Consider the following 25,513-nt stretch of genomic DNA (forward strand, 5'->3'; position numbering starts at 1 on the left):
ATTAATACATGCCAAGAAGTAAGGGCTTCTAATTAAATAGAGGTAAAGTAAAGATACTTAGACGAGTCACTTTTAATCTTTCAACGGGTAACCACTCTCTTCGCTATTTAAAACCTAAATGGTTCTAGACGGTGTCTGGAGTACCACTTCTTGATCAGCTTGTAATGGAATTAATCATGTTTAGCCTGAACGGTTCATATACTATCTAAAGACCATGTTTGAGGGGGAAACGTCTTGGATGAAGGTAAAGAGGTCCTTAGCTATGCACGATTGGTCAATCGGCATAAATATTACATGGAAAAATCCTTGAAATTGGAAAAGGATTTTATATTTGTTAATGAAAAGCTCCATCAATTAGAAGAAAAACTAAAAGAATCTCAAATTGAATCAGAGAAAGTTTCATCATTAAATCATGATCTTCAAAATAAATATCAAACTCTACTAAATTCTTATAATACATTAAAAGAACAATATGCAAAAGATCATGACGAACAAATGAAGAGAATCGATGAACTTCAAAAAAATCAAAAAACCGAAGATGACCGGCAGCAAGAGGATTTATATCATCGAATTGAGGGATATGAAGCTTTATTAGCCGAGGTACAAGAGGAAATGAATGCAAAAGAGAAAGAGATTGATATATACAAGAGACGGATGGCGATTTTGGAAAAAAGATTAAAAGCAAATGGAGACAGGATAATAAAAGAAAGGCCACAAGAAATAACCAGCACACCAAAACAATCAAAAGTCAGAGCCATGGTTTACACAGACTATGCCATTATTTTTGGAGAGAAAAAAACAATCATCCGAGGAGACCTCATTATTGAAAATATAGGTTTAGAATCACTTAGTAACCCGATTATCTGTTTTAGATTTTATCCTGGCGATGCAGCCCTGTTGAAGGGGCATATAAGCGATGCTAATGACATTGATGTCAATGGTCTGGACCAGGAGGATGAAGTGAGATGGGTATTCCTTGAAAATGAGTGGTCTGAAGAAGCAAGAGAGAGAGGTGAAATATGGATTCATCCTTTAAAACCTCTTTCACTCGCTTCGAATGAAACACTAAAAGTATCCGATTTTCAAATTCCAATAGAAAATGAGTATAACGATCATGTATCGATAGAGTGTTTTGTTTTTTTTCAAGATAATCATTATAAAGTAAAAAGCGCAAATCAAATTCTTATTAATGTCTAAGTAGGTGTATGTCTATATCAAATACAACTGAGCTGCATATAGTGAAAGTGACCTAAAAAAAGGAGGAACTTGACATGTCAGAAGAAAAGCATAAACCCAAAACAATCCATGTTGATACTCTTCGTATTGTTGCTGATAAAGTGATCATTGAACATAAGTCCGATCAACCTAGTCATCATGAACCCCATTCAAGTCGTGTAGATAACGAAGAGCCTATTATGAGGGATTTTTGGGGATTTCCGATTCCACGCTATGAATCACACCATGAAGCTGAAACAGAAAGTGATGAATCGTCATCTAAAAAGCAATAGGCATTTTAATATATGAAGCATGAAAGATCAAACAGAGCAATCGTGATTGCTCTGTTATTTCTCCCTTAATTTTATCAATTATAGACGGATAACTTGTCCGCATCAACAGCGAGTATTGACTCCCACCTTAAGACAAGGAGCGTAACCAAGCATTCTATGTTGGTGATAATGAATACATCCACTAATTGAAGCTTTATCTGTTTAATAAAATATAATTTTAGATTTATCCCGCCTTAACGGGCAGTAAGACCCCCACCTCAAGATTCTGAGTAGTCAAAGAAGGTAGGTGGGGGATCAACTGCCCGTAAAGGTCCGATTGGTTCAGCTAACCATCAGTGGGGGATGAAGAAAACCCCCACGATGGAAGCTTCACTTTATTCAATTAGGAAGTTTTGGGACTAGACGTTTGAATGAAAAGACCGTCTTCAAGTCGCCATTCAGCAAAAAAGACCGTCTTAGGATCTTGAATTCCTCGAAGATGAAGTTCATCGGTTAACCAGGAACTCGTTTTCCCGATTTTTTTAATATTATTTAGCAGAATTTTACCATCACTTATTAGAGTGACAGGTAATGAAACAGTGTTTATAGAGGAAGACTTTTCAAGTTTTGGAGGCGATTCATATTTAGGCTTTTTAATAACTGATATCTTACCATTAGGCTCTAAAATAGCAAAAGCAACTTCCCTTATTGAAAAGACATCTTTGTCCCGCAACATCATTTGAAGCTTATTTATGTCTAATTTATTTCTTTTCATTTCTTTTCTATCAAGTACACCATTATCAATAATAAGTGATGGCGTACTTTCAAAAATATAACGCGTTTTATTGAATTTTAGTGTGATTAAATCTATCAAGATAATGAGTAGTCCCCACAGAAAAATGGCATATAGGATGAAAAAAACTTTAACTTCTTTATTATATATCGCTTCACCGACAAAATCCCCAACGATAAGGACGGAAACAAAATCAAAAGGTGTTGCTTCTGAAATCGACGCTCTACCCATTAATCTGGTAAGTATTAGCAAACCAAACAGTCCAACAATGAGTTCAACAGTTAATGATAGATAAGATTCCATAAAATTCCCCCTGCCAAAATCAACTTCAAAAGGTATCTCAGATTAAGATTGACCATACATGTGATTTTTATGTAACTATTCACTAATTAATTGATTATAGAAAAAATACATCAATAGCTTGATTCTTAATCTTGAAAATATCATACCTCATTAAATAAAAAATTTTTAAAAAGAATATCAAAAGGGCAAGTCACAAGAAAGAGATAGAAAAAGGAGCTTTTATAATGAAAGAAAATTTTGTTCCAAGTCATGTTATCTTTGAAAAAACAAAAGAATTGCTGATTGAACGAGGAGTCCAAATTATTGATATAGCCAATATTGTTTACTTAATGCAAGCCCCTTATCAAAAAAATTTAACGATAGAAGCATGTATAGAAAGTGTGGAAGCCGTTCTTGAAAAAAGAGAACTACAACACGCCATTTTAGTTGGAGTAGAGTTAGATAAGTTAGCGGAAGAAGGTAAATTATCCGAACCACTACAGACCATAATAAGGCAGGATGAAGGATTATTTGGCGTTGATGAGACGATTGCTATTGGGGCTGTTTTAAGTTATGGCAGCATAGCAGCAACTACTTTTGGCCATTTGGATAAAGTGAAGACAGGGATAATCAAACGTTTGGATAATGGTGAAGGCGGTCATGTCAATACATTTTTAGATGATCTTGTCGCTAGTATTGCGGCAAATGCATCTAGTCGTTTAGCACATCGAATCCGAGATCTAGAAGAATTAAATGACAACAATTAAATAGCATATGAGGGTTTAATTTAGGCATAAATAAACGCGACCCCTCGATCTGTATCGAGAAACCGCGTTGTTAATGGGTTTATGTATGGTGACCCGTACTGGGTTCGAACCAGTGACCTCTACCCTGTCAAGGTAGCGCTCTCCCAACTGAGCTAACGGATCATTTTTTAGGACATTTATAAATATAAATGAAAATTAATAGATTGTCAACGACAAATTTAGACAATAACTGATTGAATTAGAACCGTAAAAAAGAGCCAATAGAATTGACTCTTTTTTTCATGGATTTTTACTGGTAACTTTATCATATTCTTGTTCAAGCTGCTGAAGTGATAGTTCATATAGCTGTCTATTCTTCGTTTTATACACGCCTAAATTTAATAACCTGTTAATATATCTATTTTTCTTTTTCTCTTCTGCTTTGTGGAGGTAAGTACTCATTAGAAAAACCCCTTCTAACTTTTTTCTTATTTACGAACGATGTATAGGTAAATCTTCCACTATCTATACGTATACCCAATTATTCGAGTAAAAAAACATCACGCTGAAAATATATACTTTTAATGTAAGAAATGTTTACAGAAAATAAGAGCAATTTTATTGATGTAAGATTTCCTTACAAATAAGTTTGATTAATTTAAGATTTATCGTATAATTAAGAAAAAGACCTAGGAGGATGCCCAATGTCTTCAAAGGCGGAATCATATATTTTTAAAAAAGTAATCTCCATAGGTACGGTATGTGAACTAACGGGATTAAGTGAACGACAAATCCGTTATTATGAAAAAAGAAAGCTTATTTTCCCGGAACGATCAGAACGTGGTAATCGAAAGTATTCATTTTCAGACGTTGAAGCATTAATGGAAATTGCCAATAAAATAGAGGAGGGCATGCAAACGTCTGAATTAAGAAAAGAACTTAATATGAAGCAATCTTCAAGTTATGATCATGCGGTTAAGGAAACCATGATAAGAGGTCAATTAAATGCCTATTTCAACAAGAGACAATAGCCGAAGCTTCTTTTTTCTTTGTAGTTAAACTTCTCGGATGATTAACGCTAAGATGTAAATATCACCGTCATCTTTGAGTTTAACAAACTTTCTAATTTCATCACGTCTTACTTTTATAAATCCACAATATTATGTGGGTTTTTTTTATTTATCAAAAACACATGACTGTTGGATATAATACTTCTTATTATGCAACAAAAAAGATATTATATTCTTTAGCATGTTGATTAAAAGGTATATCGCCCTATTAGACCAATGACTTTGAAGTCGATAGATCTATGCTAATCTCGATTAATTCAATGATAAAGGTCACAATTAAAATGAAGGAATTAAAAACCGTTTTATCCATGAGTTACATCGTTTAATTAAAAGAAAGAATTTAGTTATTAAACGGATCAATTTGTTACCGCTTACATAATGAAAAAGACTCAAATCAAGTTTTTGAGATAACTTATAAACGGGTTTCAGTATCAAAAGTCACAGTACAAAGAAATGTCACAAGTTATTCGAAATGTTGATCGCTAAAAGATAGTTACGAATATCGAAACATTTTAGTGGCTTTAAAATGATAAAAAGAAGAATTATATGGGATGAATGTTCTAAAATTGAAACGTGTTCAAAAAATAGACAAATATTTGACACAGAAATGACACGATAATAGCTCTAAAGAGGTATGTCGAGGACGGGTATTCGGTAGTAACCTTGTATTAAGGCCAATAATGTTAGCAAATACATTTTTTTAAATCTTTTATGGATGGAAATTAAGTTATTTCCTTAAATTTTATAGACCCTTAACTTATATAAGGCCTTAATAAAAAGATAAAGAGGGGAAGTCAATGGATACTTTATTATTATCGAGGATTCAATTTGCCTCGACAACACTCTTTCATTTTATTTTTGTTCCACTTTCCATTGGACTAGTTTTTTTAATTGCAATTATGGAAACGATGTATGTTGTAAAAAAGAAAGACGTGTACAAAGAGATGGCGAAGTTTTGGGGACACTTATTTCTAATCAACTTTGCCGTTGGAGTTGTCACAGGAATTCTACAAGAATTCCAATTTGGTATGAACTGGTCAAATTATTCTCGTTTTGTAGGGGACGTGTTTGGCGCACCACTAGCCATTGAGGCTTTACTTGCTTTTTTCATGGAATCTACTTTTATTGGTCTTTGGATATTTGGCTGGGATCGTCTGTCTAAACCAGTTCATTTATTAAGTATTTGGTTAGTTTCTATAGGTACAATGATTTCAGCGTTTTGGATTCTAGCTGCTAACTCGTTTATGCAACACCCCGTTGGCATGGTTATTCGAAATGGTAGAGCAGAAATGAATGACTTTTTTGCTCTAATAAAAAATGGTCAGCTTTGGGTTGAATTTCCACATACCATCCTGGGATCTTTCGCAACCGGTGCTTTTTTCATCGCTGGTGTAAGTGCTTTTAACTTATTAAAGAAAAGAAATCTCGATTTCTTTAAGAGGTCGTTTAATATCGCTATTACGATTGGATTGATTACAGGTATAGGTCTTGCTCTAGTTGGACATGAACAGGCCCAATATTTAGTTAAAACGCAACCCATGAAAATGGCGGCTAGTGAAGGGTTATGGCAAGATGGCGGTGAACGCGGGGATTGGACCGTTACAGCTTTTATCGATGAGAAAAATCATAAAAACACCGGAGAAATCAAAATTCCTTATCTATTAAATTTTCTTTCATATGGGAAATTCACGGGTAACGTCGAAGGAATGGAAAGCCTTCAAAAACAATACGTCAAAAAATATGGAGAAGGAAATTATATTCCGCCAGTAAAAACAACTTTCTGGAGTTTTAGAATTATGACCATTGCTGGAGGCATCATGTGTTTATTAGGCATCTATGGGGCGTTTTTAGTCTGGCGCAAAAAAATCATGACGAAAAAATGGTTCTTACGCCTGATGATTCTAGCTATCTTCCTACCTTTTATCGGAAGTTCAACAGGTTGGATCATGACAGAAATTGGTCGTCAACCATGGACTGTTTTTGGGTATATGCAAACGGCTGATGGGGTTTCACCTAACGTCTCGGCTGGTTCAATGTTATTTGCACTTCTCTCGTTTTCATTTATGTATGCCATCCTTGCTGGTGTTATGGTCTACTTGTTTATTCGAGTCATTAAACAGGGTCCAGCAAAACCTACGGTAGAAGAACCAAATTCTAATGATCCATTTGATGGGGAGGATTATCATGCTTTCGCTGAATGAGTTATGGTTTATACTTGTTGCTATTTTGTTTATCGGTTTTTTCTTCCTAGAAGGGTTTGATTTTGGAGTAGGAATGGCGGTTCGCCTTTTAGGTCGTAATGATCTTGAAAGAAGACTTTTAATAAATACGATAGGACCTTTTTGGGATGCTAATGAGGTCTGGTTATTAACCGCAGGAGGAGCAACTTTTGCAGCTTTTCCAAACTGGTATGCTACTATGTTTAGCGGGTTCTTTATTCCACTTGCTGTGATGCTTCTTGCGTTAATTGGACGCGGGGTTGCATTTGAATTTAGAGGAAAAGTAAGACATTCAAACTGGAAAAATCTTTGGGATTGGGTCATTTTCTTTGGCAGCTTACTACCCCCTTTACTATGGGGAGTAGCCTTCTCAGCGATTTTGAGAGGGATGCCTATTGATAAATCTATGAATATTCATGGTTCATTTACAGACTATATTAATGTCTATACATTAATTGGTGGCATCGCAGTCACAGTGTTATGTTTATTACATGGACTCATTTTTATCACACTCAGAACCACAGGAGATATTCAAGCTCGAGCACGGAATTTTGCCAAGACACTCATCTATTTTGTGGGATTATTTCTTGTTGCGTTTGTTGTTGGTACGTATTTATCAACCGATATTTTTGCAAGAAAAGGGATCGTATTATCAGTCATCTATGTAGCTGTTGTTATTGCCCTTGTTTTAGCAGGATTATTTATGAATAAAAAGAGAGATGGTTTTGCATTTGCTATGACAGGTATTGTGATTGCTCTTGCTGTTGGTTCTATGTTTATTGGACTATTTCCAAGAGTGATGATAAGCAGTATTAGCGCGGCTAATGATTTAACGATTCATAATGCCGCTTCAGGATCATATTCTTTGAAAGTCATGACGATCGTTTCACTTACATTACTCCCCTTTGTAATAGGATACCAAATTTGGAGTTATTATATCTTCCGTAAAAGGGTGACCGAGGAGCATTTAGAGTACTGATGAATCGCGAATTAATGTCGTATAAAGGAATCAAATTAATTCTAGCTTTGATTAGTGTTATCACAATGATTCAAAGCATCTGTATCGTATTTCAAGCTAAATGGTTGTCTGATATTATATCCAGCTTATTTGCGGGGCATAGTCTTTCTAGCGTTTCACATCAGATTATCTATTTTGCTATGGCGTTCACGGCACGATATGCCCTTTCTCTTCTTATTAAAAGAAGAGCATATCGTTTTGCTCAGAAAACGGGAACTAGACTAAGAGAACAAATGATGGCCAAGCTATTTCAGCTTGGCCCTGCATTTGTTAGAAGAGAAGGTACAGGAAATCTTGTTACTCTAGTATTGGAAGGGATTAGTCAGGTAAAAACATTTATTGAGCTTATTTTGCCAAGAATGTCTAGTATGGGAATAACGCCAGTCGTGATCCTTGCTGTCGTTTTTATTGAAAATAGAACGTCTGGGGTCATATTACTTGTTACGATGCCTATCTTAATTGTTTTTATGATTTTATTGGGATTGGCCGCGCAAAAGAAAATGGATTTGCAGTGGTCGGCTTATCAAACTTTATCAAATCATTTTGTTGATTCTTTAAGGGGAATTGAGACGCTAAAGTTCTTAGGGTTAAGTAAAAAGCATGGAACTTCCATTAAACGTGTCAGTGAGAAATATCGTACGATGACCATGGGAACGTTACGTCTTGCTTTTCTTTCGTCCTTTGCTCTTGATTTCTTTACAATGTTATCGGTTGCTACAGTTGCTGTTATGTTAGGTTTACAATTAATTAACGGCGAAATTTTCTTGAATTCAGCTCTTATGATCTTAATTCTTGCTCCAGAATATTTTCTTCCTGTTCGCGAACTTGGCGCTGATTATCATGCGACTTTAAATGGAAAGGAAGCAGCCGAGGCTATCCAATCCATTATTGACGTTCCAATTGAACAAAAAAAGAAAAATCTATTCAGTTTAAGTAAATGGGATGAAAACAGTGAATTGACATTAAACAAAGTATCCGTATTTCGAGAAGAAGAAGGGAAAATGTCATTAAACTGTATCAATTTAAGTGTAAAGGGATTTAAAAAAGTCGGTATAATAGGTGAGAGTGGAGCTGGTAAATCCACATTAATTGACATCTTAAGTGGATTTATGACGCCATCGGAAGGTGAGATAAAATTATCAGAAAATGAACATTCTTTAACTTCTTTAACACATGAAGCGTGGCGAAAGCATATTACATATATTCCTCAGACTCCTTATATTTTTAGTCAGAGTGTTCTAGATAATGTCCGTTTTTATAAACCCAATGCGAGTGTTGCTGAAGTTGAAAAAGCACTAGAACAAGCAGGCTTAGCCGAACTGGTGGAAGGCTTTCCAGATGGGATAAAAGAACAAATAGGAAATGGTGGGAGAATGATGAGTGGTGGGCAGGAACAACGAATAGCCCTAGCACGTGCTTTTCTTTGCCAGCGTCCGATCATTTTACTAGATGAACCGACCGCCCATCTGGATATTGAAACAGAATATGAATTGAAAGAAACGATGATGTCCTTGTTTAATCATAAACTTGTTTTCTTTGCCACACATCGTTTACATTGGATGAAACAAATGGATTACATTATTGTTTTAAATCAAGGAAAGATAATTGAAGAAGGGACATTAGACAACTTACTAAATAAAAAAGGTGAATTTCATAAGTTAATTCAATCCCAATTGGAGGGATTAGAATGAAGGAATGGTTTGTTGATTATATAAGACGATATTGGAGAAGATTTATAGTCATTCTAATCGTAAGTCTTTTGGCTGTTTTGTGCGGAGCGGCACTTATGTATACATCTGGTTACTTAATATCTAAAGCGGCATTAAGACCAGAAAATGTTCTTATGATATATGTTCCCATTGTTGCGGTACGAACATTTGGGATTGGGCGAGCCGTGATTCAGTATATCGCAAGATTAATTAGTCATGATGCGACGCTTCGAATTCTGTCTGAAATGAGAATTCAACTATATAAAAGACTAGAACCTCGCGCTCTGTTGATTCGTTCAAAAGTCCGTACAGGGAATATTCTTGGATTGCTGTCAGATGATATCGAACACTTACAGGATGTTTACCTTCGTACGATTTTTCCAAGTATCGTGGCATTAAGTGTTTACTTCATTGTTATTTTTTCCATTGGTTGGTTCAGCCTCTCATTCGCTCTCATTATGGCCATATATCTTTTCGTCTTGATCATTCTTTTTCCAATTATTTCACTCTGGATGACAAAAAAAAAGAGTCAGAAAATCAATCGTCAAAGAAACCATTTGTATCAGAATTTAACTGATGCAGTACTTGGGGTTACTGATATGATGATATCAGGAAGATCACATGAATTCATCCATCAACATGAAAAGGAAGAAAATGAGATAACAAAAGTAACCTCAACACTACATTCAATGAGTCGGTTACGTGAATTTATGAGTCAAGGGATCATTGGATTAATCGTCGTTTCAATGATTGTTTGGTCCAGTGGGATGGTCAATACTCACCAGATTCCTGGAACCTTAATTGCGGCTTTCGTATTGGTTGTTTTTACATTAAGTGAAATTTTCATCCCGGTTTCCGAGTCAATCGAAAAGATATCACAATATCAAACATCTCTTAAACGGCTTGTCGAAACGAGTCATTTTGAAACGGAAGAAAGTAAAAATGAGTTGGATCATATAATGAACCCTGATAAGGTCACTATTCGTTTAGACCATGTTTATTTTCGTTACGACAATGAGAGTGAATGGACGATTCATGATCTAAATTTATCGATTAAACAAGGGGAGAAGATAGCTCTAATTGGGAGAAGTGGTGCGGGAAAGTCAAGTTTAATTAAGCTAATATATGGGGCTCTTAAGCCTGAAAAAGGCTTGCTTACATTAAATGGTATACCCGCAACCCATTTTGGTGAGAAGATGAGTGACTTTGTTTCAGTTCTAAATCAAACACCTTACTTATTTGATACAACCATACGGAATAATATTCGATTAGGTGATCAATTAGCCTCAGAAGATGAGATAAAGCGTGCAGCTAAACGAGCCAAGTTAGATGAGTATATTGACTCACTTCCTTTGGGTTACCAATCCGTGGTTGATGAAATGGGTGAGAACTTTTCAGGTGGACAACGTCAACGATTGGCCTTAGCAAGAGTACTTTTACAGAATACATCGATTGTGTTAATGGATGAACCAACAGTAGGTTTAGACCCATCAACAGAAAAAGACTTACTTGATACCATGTTTGAAGCCATGAAAGGAAAAACATTAATATGGGTCACTCATCATCTCGTTGGTGCCGATAAAATGGATAAAGTGATTTTTATAGAAGATGGAAAAATTGAAATGCAAGGGCATCATAGAGAGTTGATGTCTAAAAACGAACGTTACCGCCGGCTGTATCAATTAGATGTCCCTTATCAACTATGACGATTTTTCTACTCCAATTAGAAGGAGATAATAAAGATGCCTTCACCAATTCAAGTTGTCTTGTTCGGAAATGAAGATAGAAGTAGAAGTGGTATTCGGCAGGTCCTCTTACAAGATCCGGATTTTATATTTATTGTGGACGGAACAAGAGAAAAAGGGGATTTTCTATTTTCTGAAGATCTATTACCTGATTTAGTCCTGTTGGAACAAGATCAGCCATCGAAAGAAAAATTAAAAGATGTTGGTGATTTAAAAGCTATCTTCCCACAAGCCAAGTTTGTTTTAATTACAAAAACATTTGAAATGTGGCCATTATTTGAAGCCATGCGTTGGGGAATTCAAGGGTATCTCGTTAAAAATTCCAACATGGAACGGTGGGCAGATTATTTAAAAGCTATCGTAAGGGAAGAAAGTTTGCCAACAGATCTCATAAACCAAATGATAAAGACATTTGCTGAGAACTACCATGTTGAGATTTCACGGGATTTAACTTATCGTGAGAAGGAAATTATTCGCTGGGTAGCTCAAGGAGTCTCAAATAAGGAGATCGCAGAGAAACTCCAAATATCCGAATACACGGTGAAAAATCATCTAAAGAACATTTTTAATAAGTTGAATTTAAAAAATCGTGTTCAATTGGTGCGGTATGCGTATGAACTATATCATTCCTAAGAAAAAGGGAGGAGAATCATTTTTGATTTTCCTCCCTTTGGCTTTAGTCATGCGTTTACTGAGCCTTTAAGGCTTGTTTTGGCCTGATCGTTATTTTCTTTATATGATGATGATCGACTTCATGAACAACAAAAGCATAATCGCTAAGATAAATAATATTTCCTACTTTAGCGTCGTCATTCTTTGAGAGAAGCCAGCCGCCAATGGTATCGAGATCATCATTATTAATGTCAAGATTTAATAAATGATTAATTTCAGAGATTAACACCTTGCCATCGACAATAAGATGGTTAGGTGTGACATATTGGACCATCGGTTCTTCGTGTTCATCGTATTCATCCCGTATATCTCCAACGATTTCTTCAATAATATCCTCAACAGTGACCAATCCGGCTGTTCCCCCATATTCATCAGTAAGCATTGCCATGTGAATGCCTAACTTTTGCATTTTTGTAAGCAATTCGCGAATGGGTGTCGTTTCGATGACGGAGATAATAGGGCGAATATAGTGATCGAGTGTTTGAATATTATCAATCAGAAAATCGTCAAAAATATCTTTAATGTTAATCATACCAACAATGGTATCTTTATCACCATCAACTACGGGAAAACGAGTGAATTTTTCCTGTCTTAATATTTCTAGATTCTCTTCTAGTGTATGGTCTTTGTAAAGACAAATAATCTCGGTTCTGGGGACCATGATTTCTCGAGACGTGCGTTCGTCAAAATCAAAGATTCGATTTAAATATTGAAGTTCAAGTTGATTAATTTCACCGCCTTTATAGCTGTTCGATAAAATTAACTTAAGTTCCTCTTCGGTTAAAGCGGCTTCCTTGTTCGCATCAGGACTAATTCCAAATAGACGTGTAACGTTGTTAGAGGTCTTATTTAATAGCCAAATAAATGGGAACATGAACCGATTAAACCAAATTAATGGAAATGCAATAAGTAGAGTGATTTTTTCAGCTTGTTGAATGGCGATGCTTTTTGGAGCCAATTCACCGAACACAACGTTAATATAGGTGATAATGATAAAACTAATGACAGCTGATATTGACTGATTGATGGTACTGTTTATGCCGATCATGCCCAATACAGGATCAAATAACCTTGAAAAAGCAGGTTCACCGGCCCAGCCAATAATAAGGGCAGTAATCGTAATACCCAGCTGTGTTGTAGACAGGTAGGCGTCGAGATGCTCCACTATTTTTTTCGCAGCTTTTGCTCGTTTGTTTCCTTCACCAGCCATTTCCTCAAGTCTGGTTAATCGTACTTTAACAATGGCAAATTCCGCTGCGACAAAAAATGCTGTAAGCAAAATTAATAACAAAATGATTAATATCCCAACGATATCGTCCAAATGATTCCTCAACACCGATCAAGGCGCGAGGTGTCACCTCCATGAATAAGTTTTTATAGTATATGTTATAGATATGACAATTATCTTAATAATAGTTTACCATATTCATTGTTTTAATGAATATGAATGTAAGTATATATAACAGAAAATTTTGAAAAACATTCCCAGGCAACAAGACTTTGGCATATTTGGTATCATTCAGGGTTGCCCTCATAAGTATAAATTTTATAGGTATAACCCTCCACTGTAACAGGTGGAGGTCAGTTGACGCCAAATAGGTTGATGCATATTCGGAAATTTTAATACCTACTCCAGTAAGATATATTTTTCGGTGATCCGTAAACCACCAAACAAATGAAATCCTTTGATATAACAAGCTTCAATCAACTCAAAAAAAGGCAGGAATGTCCTCTTTTTATTCTAAGAAAGAAACGACTAACGTTCTATACGTGCCCACCATTATACAAGTTTCGATATGACAAGTTTTTTTGTAAGAGTGTCGTATAAATATCTAAAAAGTAAGGGAATCCTTTTATTAAAAGTCAAGATATTTTATTAAGGATTGATTAAAGGGAATAATTACATAATTTTGCACATTATATAAGGCATTGCCTTCAATAAACAAGCTTTTTTGTAAGACATATTTGTATTTTATCGCTACTAGCTTGTAGTTAATTAAAGGATCAGTGAGCTTTTTTTTATAGATAGTTTGACAAGGTGGGGTGTTTTTGGATTTGCATTTTATATGGAAGGTTATTGTCATTGTATTTGGTGGAGTACTAATTTTGCGGTTAGCTGGAAGAAAATCAATTTCACAGCTAACAGTTGCTCAGACTATCATGATGATAGCGGTTGGTTCATTAATTATTCAACCGGTTAGTGAGAGAAACATATGGATTACGATGTTAATAACATTTTTAATGGTCGCTACACTTCTTTTTATTGAATATATTACTTTGAAATATGATACTCTCGAGACTTTTATTTACGGAAAATCCCTTCTAGTGGTAGAAAATGGCCAACTTAATAAACGAAATTTAAAAAAGTTACGCTTAACTGTTGATATGCTTGAGGTGCGATTGAGACAACAAAACATTCAAAAATTTAGTGATTTACAATGGGCAACAATTGAATCGAACGGTCAGTTAGGATATATGTTAAAACCTGAAAAACAATATGCAACTAAAGAGGATATTCTAATGCTGAAATCGCTGATACAACTGAATCAGTCCAATCCATCCATTGAAACAACAGCAACTCAAACAACTGGGTCAGATAACCTTTTTACAGAAGTTAAAAAAAATAAAAAGCATGTTGATGAGCATCCTGAATTTTTGAAATGAGGGTAACTACTAAATGAATATAATACTAAAGTATAAAATGTTTTTTTCGCTTCTAAGTCAATGGGTATTTTCTAGGGGAATAATTGGTATAATTGTGGGTTCGCTAACGGCTTTCCTTTTAGAGACAAACGATTTTCTTGGAGAGTACGAGAAAAAAGTGGATGGCTTATAAATGGAAAAAAGTACACCACTAAATTAATAGTGATGTACCTTTATAATATGTGCAACATTCAAGACATGTTAATGATTTAAAGCACTTAATTTACAATCACTTGCCTTTAATTTACAAAGTACCTGCTTAGCTATTTTTATTTAACAGACAAATGCTGCGCCTACAATGATAAGAAGAATGAACAATACAACGATTAAAGCAAAACCGTTACCACAGCCGTAGCCGTAGGAAGGAGATGTATATCCTTTGCCACATCCTCCGCCGTAACCTCCGCCAAATCCTGGATTACCACCATAAGCTCCACCTGTATAAGGTGCATTACCATATCCACCAAACATAATTTGTCAGCTCCTTATTGTCAAGATACTATATCTTATGATTGATAACACGAATTGGCTATGCTTTTGCCCTAAATTTTATGATTGTGCTAAAGCCCACTATATTAAGAAAAATTTTTAAATGATTTTTGTTATCTTTTTATGTGTTTTGTTAAATTGATGGGATCTCGATCAAAAATATTCGTTGCTTCCATATAATCCTTGACTCCACTCGTGATATCATGCAAAGTTAAAATAGAAATATGTTTAAAGTAAGGATGATTATGTCGTGGGTAAGATGGATGAACAAATAATCGTTATTAAACGAAGTCAATTATTTGGTGATGAGAGTTCGCCTGAAACATATGCTTTTCAAGGTACAATGATGGATGATCGTCATATTTCTCAATTAGAACATCGGATTGAAACACATTATGACGTGATGCGCCGGGGTGATGCAGAGGAGAATCCCACCTATAAACAGCCGATACCTTATGCTGTCATTCGGCGTGGAGATAAACTCTTCTCTTATAAACGTTTAGGCGGCGGGGGAGAAGAACGTCTGCATGGCAAGATTTCACTCGGAGTCGGCGGACATATGAACGCTGTGGCTGGCAAAAGTACCTTTCATGAATTATTGAATGAAAATTTAACACGTGAACTTCATGAAGAACTTCAATTTAGCAAGACTTGTGAAATGGATAGTCAAACGGTCGGTTTTATTAATGATGATTCTGAACCTGTAAGCCAGGTTCATATAGGGATTCTTTTGACAATTAACTTACCTTTAGACGTCGAAGTAAAGGTTAAAGAGACTGAAGCTTTGGAAGGCAAGTGGATGACTCTTGAGGAATTATATTCAAAGAATGTTTATTCGAGATTAGAAGGATGGTCATCACATGCTCTCCGTGCAATAGGCAAAACAAATAAATAAATGATTAAGAAATTGACTTACTCTTTAAACGGTAAGTCTTTTTTTGTACTCTAAATGCGTGTTCAAAAAGCCCAGCAATCGGCAAGTTTTACTTTATTGCTTTAGAAAACTTACTATGCTATTCGAATGAATTTATTATTACTGGTAACAATAACTCTGAATATGAAAGCAAAGGAGACTGGAATAAAATGAATAAAGACCCCATGACAGTAGAAAAAGATACTCAAGCTCCTGAAGCGGGTTATCGAGTGCCAGACATTCAGGGTGATATGAATCCTCAGCCGGAGGTCGTTAAACCAAACTATAAGGCAAGTGGAAAATTACATGGGAAGGTTGCGCTCATCACCGGAGGAGATAGCGGTATTGGCCAAGCTATTGCTGTACTATATGCCAAAGAAGGAGCAAGAGTGGCGATCGTCTATCTCGAAGCGGATCAAGATGCGGAAGGAACTAAACAAATGGTTGAAAAGGAAGGATCCGACTGTTTATTGATCAAGGGAGATGTCGGGGATCCAACATTTGCCACGCAAGCTGTTGAGCAAACCATAAAAAAATATGGTCAACTTGATATTCTTATAAATAACGCTGCAGAACAACACTATTGTGAAAAACTAGAAGATATCACAAATGAACAATTTGAAAGAACTTTTCAAACTAACATTTTTGGAACCTTTTATTTTTCTAGAGAAGCCATCAAACATTTAAAAAAGGGATCGACCATCATCAACACGACATCAATAACGGCTTATAAAGGGAATCCTGAGTTGATGGATTATTCAGCAACAAAAGGCGCTATACTTGCTTTTACGCGTGCTCTTTCCCAAAATAAAGACGTTTTAAGTAAACAGATTAGGATTAATGCCGTTGCTCCCGGTCCGATATGGACGCCCCTCATTCCTTCTTCTTTTCCTAAAAGCGAAGTAAAAAAGTTTGGATTAAACACTCCAATGAAAAGACCCGGACAACCAAGCGAAGTGGCACCAGCCTATGTCTATTTAGCTTCTGATGATGCTTCTTATATGTCAGGACAAACCATTCATATTAATGGGGCAACGACCGTCAATGGCTAATAAAGAGAAACTTCCATCAGTAGGGGTTTTCTTCATCCCCACTGATGGTTAGCTGAACCAATCGGACCTTTACGGGCAGTTGATCCCCCGCCTATCTTCTTTGGATACTCAGAAAACTTGAGGTGGGGGTCTCTACTTGCCGTTAAGGCGGGATAAATGAAAGGTAAGAATTGAAAATATTATTCAATTCTTACCTTTTAATCTTTTCACCATTCAAATAGGGTAGTAAAAAATACTATCTAATCAAATATGTTGCAAGGTTTTCATTTAGGTGATAAAATCTATTTCGTTGCTAATTACTTAATAAGGTTAAATAATTAATTTATTTTAGGTAAAATGGTGGTCAAAATAGGGGGTTTAATGAGTAAAGTGTCTTAATTTCATTCAATTAAACGGCTAATTTGGTGAAGGTTACCAAAATTAATTAATGTTATTAATTATTAATAACTATAACTAAATGGCCATAAAATTCAAAAATTTTTTATATGGTTTAAGGAGGACAAAGGAATTATGGGGAATTTTGCTCGATTATTAGTGATTAATATTATTGTTGTTATTATTCTTGTCGGTGGAGGAGCGGCAGCTTTTTATTTTTATAATGAATCTACGAATTACGTTAAAACGGATAACGCAACGATTGGTGGTCAATCCATTTCAATCGCAGCACCAGCAAGTGGTAAATTAACTTCTTGGAACACGAAAACCGGAGATACGTACTCAAGTAATGAGACATTAGGAAATGTTTCTAGCCAAGGAGTAGATGGAAAACCTGTGACAACAGCTGTGAAAATGCCGCATAGTGCGACAGTTGTTCAAAATACCGGAGTGAAAAATACGTTTGTAGCAGCAGGAACACAGCTTGCGGTTGCTTACGATCTAGATGATTTGTTTATAACAGCCAATGTTGATGAGACGGACATTGATGACATTAAAACAGGTCAAAAAGTAGACATCTATGTTGATGCTTATCCAAATACGACGTTTACAGGTAAAATTAACCAAATTGGTTCAACAACGTCAAGCACTTTTTCTCTTTTACCAAGCACCAACAGTAATGGTAATTATACTAAAGTGACTCAAGTTATCCCTGTCAAAGTATCCATTGACAACTATAAAGGTGTAAAACTCATGCCAGGTATGAATGTCACTGTTCGAATTCATATTTAATTAAAAAGGAAAGGAGTGATTTTATGACACCGATCCTTTCAGGATATATCGTCTTTGTCATCGTTGTTCTTATATTACTCAATATATGGCTAAGGCGTCGTCGCTTAAAGAAACTCGCAACTCCTGAAGATACCCATGTGCCATCAAAAGCATTGGATAAAATAGATAAAAACCAAACGGTTCATGAAGATAAAGTAGAAACGAATATTGAAGAGTTTGTTACTAATGGACATCCAGAGGAAATAGAGACCGTTAGAGAAGAACTTCATACAGTACAAAAAGATCCAAAAGAGAAGCGATCGTTGTCTCGGAAAAATAGAACTCAACATCAGGATAGTCATCCTGACGATATCAAACCGCTTCCGATCATTATCGTACTCATTATGGGAGCGTTTGTAGCCATTCTGAACCAAACGTTAATGAACGTCGCTTTGCCACGTATTATGACCGATTTAAATATTACAACGAATACAGCACAATGGCTGACAACGGGTTACATGCTCGTAAATGGTGTATTAATACCTATTACAGCCTATTTAATGGAAACCTTCACAACTAGAAAATTATTTATCTCTGCCATTGGATTGTTTGCCCTAGGTACGTTGATTTGTGGACTTTCACCGACCTTTTCAATACTAATGGTTGGTCGTGTCATCCAAGCAGCGGGTGCAGGAATCATTATGCCATTGATGACCAATGTCTTCTTAACGATTTTTCCACCTGAAAAACGTGGTGCGGCAATGGGGTTAATGGGTGTGGCCATGATATTTGCTCCTGCAATTGGACCAACCCTATCTGGTTATTTAGTGGAACATTATTCTTGGCGTATCTTATTCTGGGTTATCTTCCCATTCACGATTATCGATATTGTTTTTGCGTTGATTTTCCTTAAAAATGTGGGCAAACGTGCCTTTCCAAAACTTGATTTGTTGGGTGCGATATTGTCTACGATCGGTTTTGGCGGAATCCTTTATGCATGTAGTGAAGCGGGAAATAAAGGATGGACAGATGCCGTTATTGTTTCTTGGTTAGTTATTGGAGTTATAGCGCTTGCTATTTTTGTATGGCGTCAATTAGTGGTCGATTCACCTTTGCTTGAATTACGGGTTTTTGAACATAAAATCTTTACAATTACAACGATTGTTAATATCGTTCTAACCATGGCGATGTTTGCCGGAATGGTGATCACGCCAGTATATCTTCAAAATATTCGTGGGTTTACTCCTTTGCAATCAGGTTTATTGCTATTACCTGGGGCCATCCTTATGGGGATTATGTCTCCAATAACAGGGATCTTATTTGATAAAATAGGAGCAAGACCTTTAGCCATTGTCGGATTAATTATTACGGCAGTCACGACATGGGATTTTGGGCATTTGACAAATAGCACACCATATAGTTCAATTATGGTATTATACTCTGCACGTATGTTTGGGATGTCTCTTTTGATGATGCCAATTATGACAGAGGGGTTAAATAACTTACCACGTAGATTAAATAGTCACGGAACAGCCATGACTAATACGATGCGTCAAGTAGCTGGTTCTTTAGGTACGGCTTTCCTTGTCACTGTTATGTCTAATCGAACGATCTACCATCAAGGTCAATACGCAAATGCCATGACAACAGGAAATCCCAATTTAACTCATGATATTGCAGCACTTAGTCAAAATTTTGCCCTTAGCCACCATTTGCCAGCAAGTCTGGGAAACAGTGTTGTGGTTCAATCGCTCATTGGTAAAGTATCTATGGAAGCAGCCATTCAAGGTGTCAATGATGCATTCATCGTAGCGACCGTTCTTTCGGTTATTGCTCTATTCTTATCATTCTTTATTCAAAGATCAACCCCATCTAAGAAAAAAAGAAAAATAAAGAAAGAAAAAAGTGTCAGCGAAGCAGTAACCGAATAGGCAATATAGATGGTAAAGAGAGAAGAAGGCGACTTCTCTCTTTTGTCTATAATCAAATGCGTTTAAAATGGGTGGTAGATATATGTATGGATAGACGACAAAAATTAATTAGAGATTTAGAATTAAACGTATCCACGATTATTCGTCGATTTAAAAAAGAAATGTCGGATTTGTTTGATAATAATATAACGAATCATGAATTTCTTTTTTTACATGCTGTCTCAAAACATCAGCCGCAAATGATATCGGCTTTAGCAAAAGAACTTGATGTAGCAACAAGTTTTGTGACCGTGGTAACGGATAAACTGATTCATAAAGGTTATATTCATAGAGAAAGATCACAGAAAGATCGACGAATCGTTGAGTTAACATTAACCGATGAAGGCAATAAGTTATGTAAACAAATGGAGAAAATAAAAAATGAATTTATGTTAAAAAATTTCGAGAAATTTACCGTTGAAGAATTGGAAATCCTTAACTTATTAATATTAAAATGGCGAGGAGAAGAGTAAGTTTAATTAGACTAATTTTGGATACTTATAGATTTTATATAATATGACCTCATCTACTTACTGGATGAGGTTTTTAGTTTTTAAAGGGGTTTGTAATGAAGTTTAACAACCAAAAGACTCCACTGATATAAAAGTTCTCTCTTTATGCTATTAACTTATATTTTTTAATAACAAAGGAGAAAATGAACAGATACAGGGAAGTGAATGACAATCTTAAAGAACAAAAACGTGTTTTCAGAAGGAGAGGTTCTTATAGCCCTCACATGTTACGTTGTAGGATTCAAGTTATAACTGTTCAAAGGATGGAGACTTTATGCGTAAAATAAATGTGACATCAATTCAAATGAATGGGGAAAAAATTATCATTACCATAGATAATATTGAAAAACAAAATCTATCAAATGTAAAGTTTGGTTTTCACCAAAACAATAAATTTATGTACCAATGTGATGTTCCTTTTCGGGTTGAAGGACATACCATTACGTTTAAATTTGAACTTGTTTATCTGGATAATTTTTATCAAGGATTACCTGATGACATAAATTTCTTTGAGTGTTGTGTTATTTTGAATGGTAAGATTTATGATTTAATGGTATTTGAAAGAAATATAATCAACCAGGTTAATTATATGAAGGAAGATTATACATATCAATACACTCAATCAATGTACTTATTTTATATAAAAGAGAACAAATTGACCTTAGCCGCAGGTGACCAATTTGAAATAGTTAAAACGTTAGGTAACCATCTGACAAATAAAATAATTCCAGATTATATTAGAATACATCATGAAAATATCATTTTTCAATTTAATCAATTTTCTCTATCAAAATATCACGTTAATTTCAGGTTAATTGATAAAAGAGATGGAAGCATGCAGAGACTCACTGCCAATATTCTGGATCAACATGAAATTTCTTTGCCTATGGATCGTATTCGCTGGAGGAAGCATGCTGAGTATGACTTATATATTGACATCCTATATGGATTTTCGTTGATTTCATTGCAAATTATTAGTCCGATGTATTATGGTTTTACTCCAAACGGACTGATAAAAACACCGGTAACCAACCTGGAAATAACTGAATATGTTTTACTGTATCCTAAGAAATTTCAACAAGGTGTAAGAAATATAGGGGTAGAAATAGAGCATCAAGCCATTAATGAAGGAAAAATTCTCATGCATTTAAAGAAAAGGATTATAAGTGATAGTCTTATAAAACTCTATCTTATAAAAGAAGCAGATCATCTTTTAATACCTGAATATTGTTATATGATTCAAAACGAACAGATTCAACTAGACATTAAAGAACTAGCGCTTTTTTTAAAGGATCATCATTGTGAGAATCAACGATGGAAACTATATATTAATTATAAAAAAGGCACATCAGATAAATTTCGGCCAATCATCTTTCCCTATATGAAGGATACATTTAAATCCTATGAAAACCAAACTACCTCATTAGGAGAAAATGGTACGTTCACTTGTAAGAGTGATCGTGCCAATCATATTTATATCCTTTTTGAAAATCAAAGCAAGCATCAGGAAAACCATTTTTTCAAGATGACATCACATTGCACAATAAGGAATATTCATTATGATGCAATGAATCAAAAATTAACTTTCACTTTGCCAAAAAAATGTTTTGAAGAAAATTCCGAAATAAGATTAAGATTTAAACAACGTCAATCAAACAAGAGTGTGCAATATACTTTTACCAAAACACCTTTTAGTCCTGAATTAGAGAAAATAATGATTGATTTGTCAGAGTTTATTCGAGAAGGAGCATGTGATGCGTCTAAATGGGATTTATATCTCGAACAAATAAATTGTGAATTGAATATATTAGAGATTAGCCGATTAGGTACTTATGACCAACAAATCAAACCTAAACACATACGGTATTTTCCGTCGGTAAATACATTAACAAATCTTGTTTTCGCACCATATTTAACGATGAATAATGGTTTATCTTTTGTTATAAATAAACCCATTCATTTAAGTAATGAAAAGTTAAAAACTGAAATGGAAGTCAATCGATTTACCATTCATCATGGCATTTTATATGGAAAAGTGACAATCAATTTTCCTGAAGTTAAAAAATTCGATCTTAAAGAGGTCGTCCTAACCCACCGAACGCAGGGAAGTAGAAAACAATATCGGATCCCTATAGAAATTAAAAAAAAGAAAAATTACGATGTGTTCACTTTTTCTATTGATCTAAAGGATCTAGATTTTGAAAAATATTATTGGGATGTCTATTGTCTTGTTTATGTTGACGGAAATGAATATTATGTAAGGTTAAAAAACCCATCTCGAAAAGTGAAAAGAAAGTTAAACAGATCGTCTCTCAAACGAGCCTTTGCCTATCCGAGTAAATGCTGGGTTTATCCCTATGTTACTCAAGTCAACACAGTCGCGCTGACCTATAAAACAAAAGAGTCATATGAAACAACACGGATGTTCTTCAAAGAGAATCTGGCGTTTTATTTTTATTTATTGTTTAAGTGGTACTTTGATAAAAAGGATATTTGGCTCGCTTTTGAAAAATTCTCAGAGGGTGCACAAGATAATGGTTATTACTTTTTCCGTTATTGCTTTCAAAATAAAAAGCATAAACAATTTTACTACATTATTAAGAAAGATTCTCCGGATTATCCTAATTTAATTGATATGAAGCAAAAAGTGATTCATTTCATGAGTTTTAAATATATGATTTATCTTTATGCAGCCAAATTATTAATTTCATCGGAATCGAGGGGACATGTTTATGATGTTCGGGTTCAAAAGGGTCGCCTAAAAAAAAGCTTAAATAACAAACGTCATGTTTTCTTGCAACATGGGGTCATCTCTCTTAAAAAGGTAGACAAAGTTTTTAATAAAAAAGGTCATAACGCCTCAGACCTGTTTGTTGTTTCTTCAGACAGGGAAAAGGATATCATCAAAAATAATTTTGGCTATGACGACAATGAAATCATTGTAACAGGATTAAGCCGCTGGGATGTTATGCAAGATAAATCAAAAGATGAAAAAGCCATTCTTCTAATGCCAACATGGCGTTCATGGATGGATGACATGCCTGAAGATAAATTTGTTGAAACAGACTATTATCATCAATATTTCTCTCTATTAAATGAATCAAACTTAGACCAAACCTTAGAGAAACATCATTTGTATTTGAACTTTTATATCCATCCAAAGTTCAAATCTTATATTCATCAATTTACAACAAAAAATCAAAGAATTAATATCATTCAATATGGGGAAGAAAAAGTCAATGAATTACTGATGAGATCATCATTACTCATCACGGATTACTCCAGTGTAGCATGGGACATGTATTATCAAAAAAAACCCATTGTTTTTTTTCAATTTGACTTCAAAGACTATAATAAGTATCAAGGTAGCTATTTGGATATGGAAAAAGACCTGTTTGGAGATCGTGTCTTTAATTCTGATGAGTTGGTCAATGTTATAAATGAATATGCCGAACGTCATTTTAAAGAGAAGGAACAATTTTCACATCTCAGAGAAAAATACTTTAAATATACCGATAAAAACAATGCAAGGCGGATCTTTGAAAGTATCGTGGAAAAACGAGAAAAATTGATCAAAAAAAATCACGAAAAATCTTTTCAATATCGAATTCTTCACTCAGCAAAATTAAAGAGACTATGGAGATTGTCTCGTACCAATTCAGAGATCATTCAACTATCCAATAAATTAAAGGAAAAAGCCAAGAGAAAAAGAGGGTAAATGTAATAAGCCAAAGGACACTTAGGTGCTGCTTTGGTTTTTTGATAAGTGAAATTGGTTGCCATTTTAAGGCAGTTTTTTTACATCTAAAGATATTTTGGTGTACAATAAATTAGTGATTAATTTATCTTTTAGTGAATAAGATGAGAAAAAAGGCCTATATATGTGAGGATAATAGAAAAACTAAATAGAAGAGAGGTTAGGTAAATGAAAAAAGTAAGAAAAGCCATAATTCCTGCTGCAGGACTTGGAACACGTTTCTTGCCAGCTACTAAAGCCATGCCTAAAGAAATGCTACCCATCGTTGATAAACCAACGATCCAATATATCGTCGAAGAAGCTGTAGACTCGGGTATTGAAGATATTATCATTGTCACAGGAAAAGGTAAACGTGCGATTGAGGATCACTTTGATAATGCCTTTGAATTAGAAGATAATTTGATTAAAAAAAATAAATTGGATTTATTAGAAAAAGTGAAAAAACCTTCTCAGGTAGATATTCATTATATCCGTCAGAAAGAGCCTAAAGGTTTAGGACACGCTATATGGTGTGCTAGAAAATTTATTGGTGATGAACCCTTTGCGGTATTACTCGGCGATGATATTGTTCAATCTGAAACACCTTGTCTAAAACAAATGATGAATGTTTTTGACGAAAAACAATCGAGTGTGATTGCGGTTATGGAAGTTTCAAAGGATGAGACTGATCGATACGGAATTATTGACCCAGAATCTCAAGACGGTCCACTTTACGATATTAAAGGATTTGTTGAAAAACCTAAGGTAGAAGAGGCACCATCTAACGTGGCGATTATGGGAAGATATATCTTAACGCCTGAAATATTTGAGTTTCTTGATTTACAGCAAGTTGGTTCTGGTGGAGAAATTCAGTTGACTGATGCGATAAGTAAGCTAAATGAAATTCAAAAAGTTTACGGCTATGCTTATGAAGGAAAACGTTATGATGTCGGAGAAAAATTTGGGTTTATTAAGTCGACGATTGAGATGGCACTTATGCGTGATGATTTGAGGGAGGAGATGTTGGATTATCTATCAGAATTGAATCAATCAATTCAAAAGGAAATGATGAAGAAGTGATTCAAAATCATTTAGAATATAGATTTTACAATGTATAAACTTTAAAAAAATAAGTTTAAATTAATTTGATATTGGTCTTGAATAAAAAAAAGTTAACCATAATAAAAAATGCTTTTCCTTAGCGACCTTTTCCATTTAAATTGGTATGAGGTCGCTAAATATATGACAATT

21 protein-coding genes and 1 tRNA gene are annotated in these 25,513 nt (G+C 34.9%); 17 read left to right on the forward strand and 5 right to left on the reverse strand.

The window, feature by feature from the left end:
* The first annotated feature begins 234 nt into the window (after positions 1–234).
* Both GMB86_RS01000 and GMB86_RS01005 read left to right on the forward strand, forming a co-directional pair.
* Positions 235–1,197 carry a coiled-coil domain-containing protein gene (locus tag GMB86_RS01000; RefSeq protein WP_155215905.1) on the forward strand — a complete coding sequence of 321 codons (963 nt, stop codon included), beginning with the start codon at positions 235–237 and terminating at the stop codon, positions 1,195–1,197.
* 74 nt (positions 1,198–1,271) lie between these two features.
* Positions 1,272–1,508 (forward strand): hypothetical protein, encoded by a 237-nt coding sequence (locus GMB86_RS01005; protein WP_155215907.1) that lies wholly within the window; start codon positions 1,272–1,274, stop codon positions 1,506–1,508.
* A gap of 382 nt (positions 1,509–1,890) precedes the next feature.
* On the opposite strand, the gene GMB86_RS01010 is transcribed toward GMB86_RS01005, so the two are convergent.
* Positions 1,891–2,583, reverse strand: coding sequence for a YetF domain-containing protein (locus GMB86_RS01010; RefSeq protein WP_155215909.1), 693 nt, complete (start codon positions 2,581–2,583; stop codon positions 1,891–1,893).
* 224 nt (positions 2,584–2,807) lie between these two features.
* Here GMB86_RS01010 and GMB86_RS01015 point away from each other — a divergent pair, with 224 nt between their 5' ends.
* Positions 2,808–3,329 carry a phosphatidylglycerophosphatase A family protein gene (locus GMB86_RS01015; RefSeq protein ID WP_155215911.1) on the forward strand — a complete coding sequence of 174 codons (522 nt, stop codon included), beginning with the start codon at positions 2,808–2,810 and terminating at the stop codon, positions 3,327–3,329.
* A gap of 86 nt (positions 3,330–3,415) precedes the next feature.
* On the opposite strand, the gene GMB86_RS01020 is transcribed toward GMB86_RS01015, so the two are convergent.
* Positions 3,416–3,491: transfer RNA gene (locus tag GMB86_RS01020), tRNA-Val, on the reverse strand.
* Positions 3,492–3,608: 117 nt separating this feature from the next.
* Positions 3,609–3,770, reverse strand: a complete 162-nt coding sequence (locus tag GMB86_RS01025) for a Fur-regulated basic protein FbpA (RefSeq protein ID WP_155215913.1) — start codon at positions 3,768–3,770, stop codon at positions 3,609–3,611.
* Positions 3,771–4,012: 242 nt separating this feature from the next.
* On the opposite strand from GMB86_RS01025, the gene GMB86_RS01030 reads away from it, so the two are divergent.
* From GMB86_RS01030 to GMB86_RS01055, 6 genes are all read left to right on the forward strand, one after another.
* Complete coding sequence (locus GMB86_RS01030) at positions 4,013–4,339, forward strand: MerR family transcriptional regulator (protein WP_155215915.1); 327 nt, start codon at positions 4,013–4,015, stop codon at positions 4,337–4,339.
* An 836-nt stretch (positions 4,340–5,175) separates the two neighbouring features.
* Positions 5,176–6,579, forward strand: coding sequence for a cytochrome ubiquinol oxidase subunit I (locus GMB86_RS01035; RefSeq protein ID WP_155215917.1), 1,404 nt, complete (start codon positions 5,176–5,178; stop codon positions 6,577–6,579).
* Complete coding sequence (gene cydB / locus GMB86_RS01040) at positions 6,563–7,576, forward strand: cytochrome d ubiquinol oxidase subunit II (RefSeq protein WP_155215919.1); 1,014 nt, start codon at positions 6,563–6,565, stop codon at positions 7,574–7,576. Before GMB86_RS01035 ends, cydB begins: the two co-directional genes overlap by 17 nt.
* Positions 7,576–9,306: a thiol reductant ABC exporter subunit CydD gene (gene cydD / locus GMB86_RS01045; protein WP_155215921.1), complete on the forward strand. Its 1,731-nt coding sequence runs from the start codon at positions 7,576–7,578 to the stop codon at positions 9,304–9,306. The genes cydB and cydD overlap by 1 nt, the downstream gene beginning before the upstream one ends.
* On the forward strand, positions 9,303–11,030 hold the full coding sequence (gene cydC / locus GMB86_RS01050) for a thiol reductant ABC exporter subunit CydC (protein ID WP_155215923.1): 1,728 nt from the start codon (positions 9,303–9,305) through the stop codon (positions 11,028–11,030). Before cydD ends, cydC begins: the two co-directional genes overlap by 4 nt.
* 36 nt (positions 11,031–11,066) lie before the next feature.
* Positions 11,067–11,702: a response regulator transcription factor gene (locus tag GMB86_RS01055; RefSeq protein WP_155215925.1), complete on the forward strand. Its 636-nt coding sequence runs from the start codon at positions 11,067–11,069 to the stop codon at positions 11,700–11,702.
* A gap of 55 nt (positions 11,703–11,757) precedes the next feature.
* Here the strand turns inward: GMB86_RS01055 and GMB86_RS01060 are convergent, their stop codons facing one another.
* Positions 11,758–13,062, reverse strand: a complete 1,305-nt coding sequence (locus tag GMB86_RS01060) for a hemolysin family protein (RefSeq protein WP_155215928.1) — start codon at positions 13,060–13,062, stop codon at positions 11,758–11,760.
* A 722-nt stretch (positions 13,063–13,784) separates the two neighbouring features.
* On the opposite strand from GMB86_RS01060, the gene GMB86_RS01065 reads away from it, so the two are divergent.
* Entirely contained in the window at positions 13,785–14,405 is a 621-nt protein-coding gene (locus GMB86_RS01065) for a DUF421 domain-containing protein (protein ID WP_329602687.1), read from the forward strand.
* 312 nt (positions 14,406–14,717) lie between these two features.
* Here the strand turns inward: GMB86_RS01065 and GMB86_RS16055 are convergent, their stop codons facing one another.
* The gene (locus GMB86_RS16055; protein ID WP_155215931.1) at positions 14,718–14,915 is read right to left on the reverse strand and encodes a YjcZ family sporulation protein; all 198 of its coding nucleotides are present in this window, start codon (positions 14,913–14,915) and stop codon (positions 14,718–14,720) included.
* A gap of 268 nt (positions 14,916–15,183) precedes the next feature.
* Between GMB86_RS16055 and GMB86_RS01075 the strand changes: the two genes are divergently transcribed.
* The 7 genes from GMB86_RS01075 (at position 15,184) to galU (ending at position 25,342) form a co-directional block, all read left to right on the forward strand.
* Positions 15,184–15,828, forward strand: a complete 645-nt coding sequence (locus tag GMB86_RS01075) for a hypothetical protein (RefSeq protein WP_329602688.1) — start codon at positions 15,184–15,186, stop codon at positions 15,826–15,828.
* A gap of 188 nt (positions 15,829–16,016) precedes the next feature.
* Positions 16,017–16,898: an SDR family oxidoreductase gene (locus tag GMB86_RS01080; protein ID WP_155215933.1), complete on the forward strand. Its 882-nt coding sequence runs from the start codon at positions 16,017–16,019 to the stop codon at positions 16,896–16,898.
* A gap of 510 nt (positions 16,899–17,408) precedes the next feature.
* Complete coding sequence (locus GMB86_RS01085; RefSeq protein WP_155215935.1) at positions 17,409–18,065, forward strand: HlyD family secretion protein; 657 nt, start codon at positions 17,409–17,411, stop codon at positions 18,063–18,065.
* A gap of 23 nt (positions 18,066–18,088) precedes the next feature.
* Entirely contained in the window at positions 18,089–19,975 is a 1,887-nt protein-coding gene (locus tag GMB86_RS01090; RefSeq protein WP_155215937.1) for a DHA2 family efflux MFS transporter permease subunit, read from the forward strand.
* 86 nt (positions 19,976–20,061) lie between these two features.
* Entirely contained in the window at positions 20,062–20,487 is a 426-nt protein-coding gene (locus GMB86_RS01095) for a MarR family winged helix-turn-helix transcriptional regulator (protein ID WP_196220085.1), read from the forward strand.
* A 313-nt stretch (positions 20,488–20,800) separates the two neighbouring features.
* Positions 20,801–24,244 (forward strand): CDP-glycerol glycerophosphotransferase family protein, encoded by a 3,444-nt coding sequence (locus tag GMB86_RS01100; RefSeq protein ID WP_155215941.1) that lies wholly within the window; start codon positions 20,801–20,803, stop codon positions 24,242–24,244.
* A 207-nt stretch (positions 24,245–24,451) separates the two neighbouring features.
* Positions 24,452–25,342 (forward strand): UTP--glucose-1-phosphate uridylyltransferase GalU, encoded by an 891-nt coding sequence (galU, locus tag GMB86_RS01105; RefSeq protein WP_155215943.1) that lies wholly within the window; start codon positions 24,452–24,454, stop codon positions 25,340–25,342.
* Positions 25,343–25,513 lie beyond the last annotated feature (171 nt).

Origin of the sequence: Terrilactibacillus tamarindi, from assembly GCF_009718825.1 — a bacterium.
Classification (GTDB): Bacteria; Bacillota; Bacilli; order Bacillales; family Sporolactobacillaceae; genus Terrilactibacillus; species Terrilactibacillus tamarindi.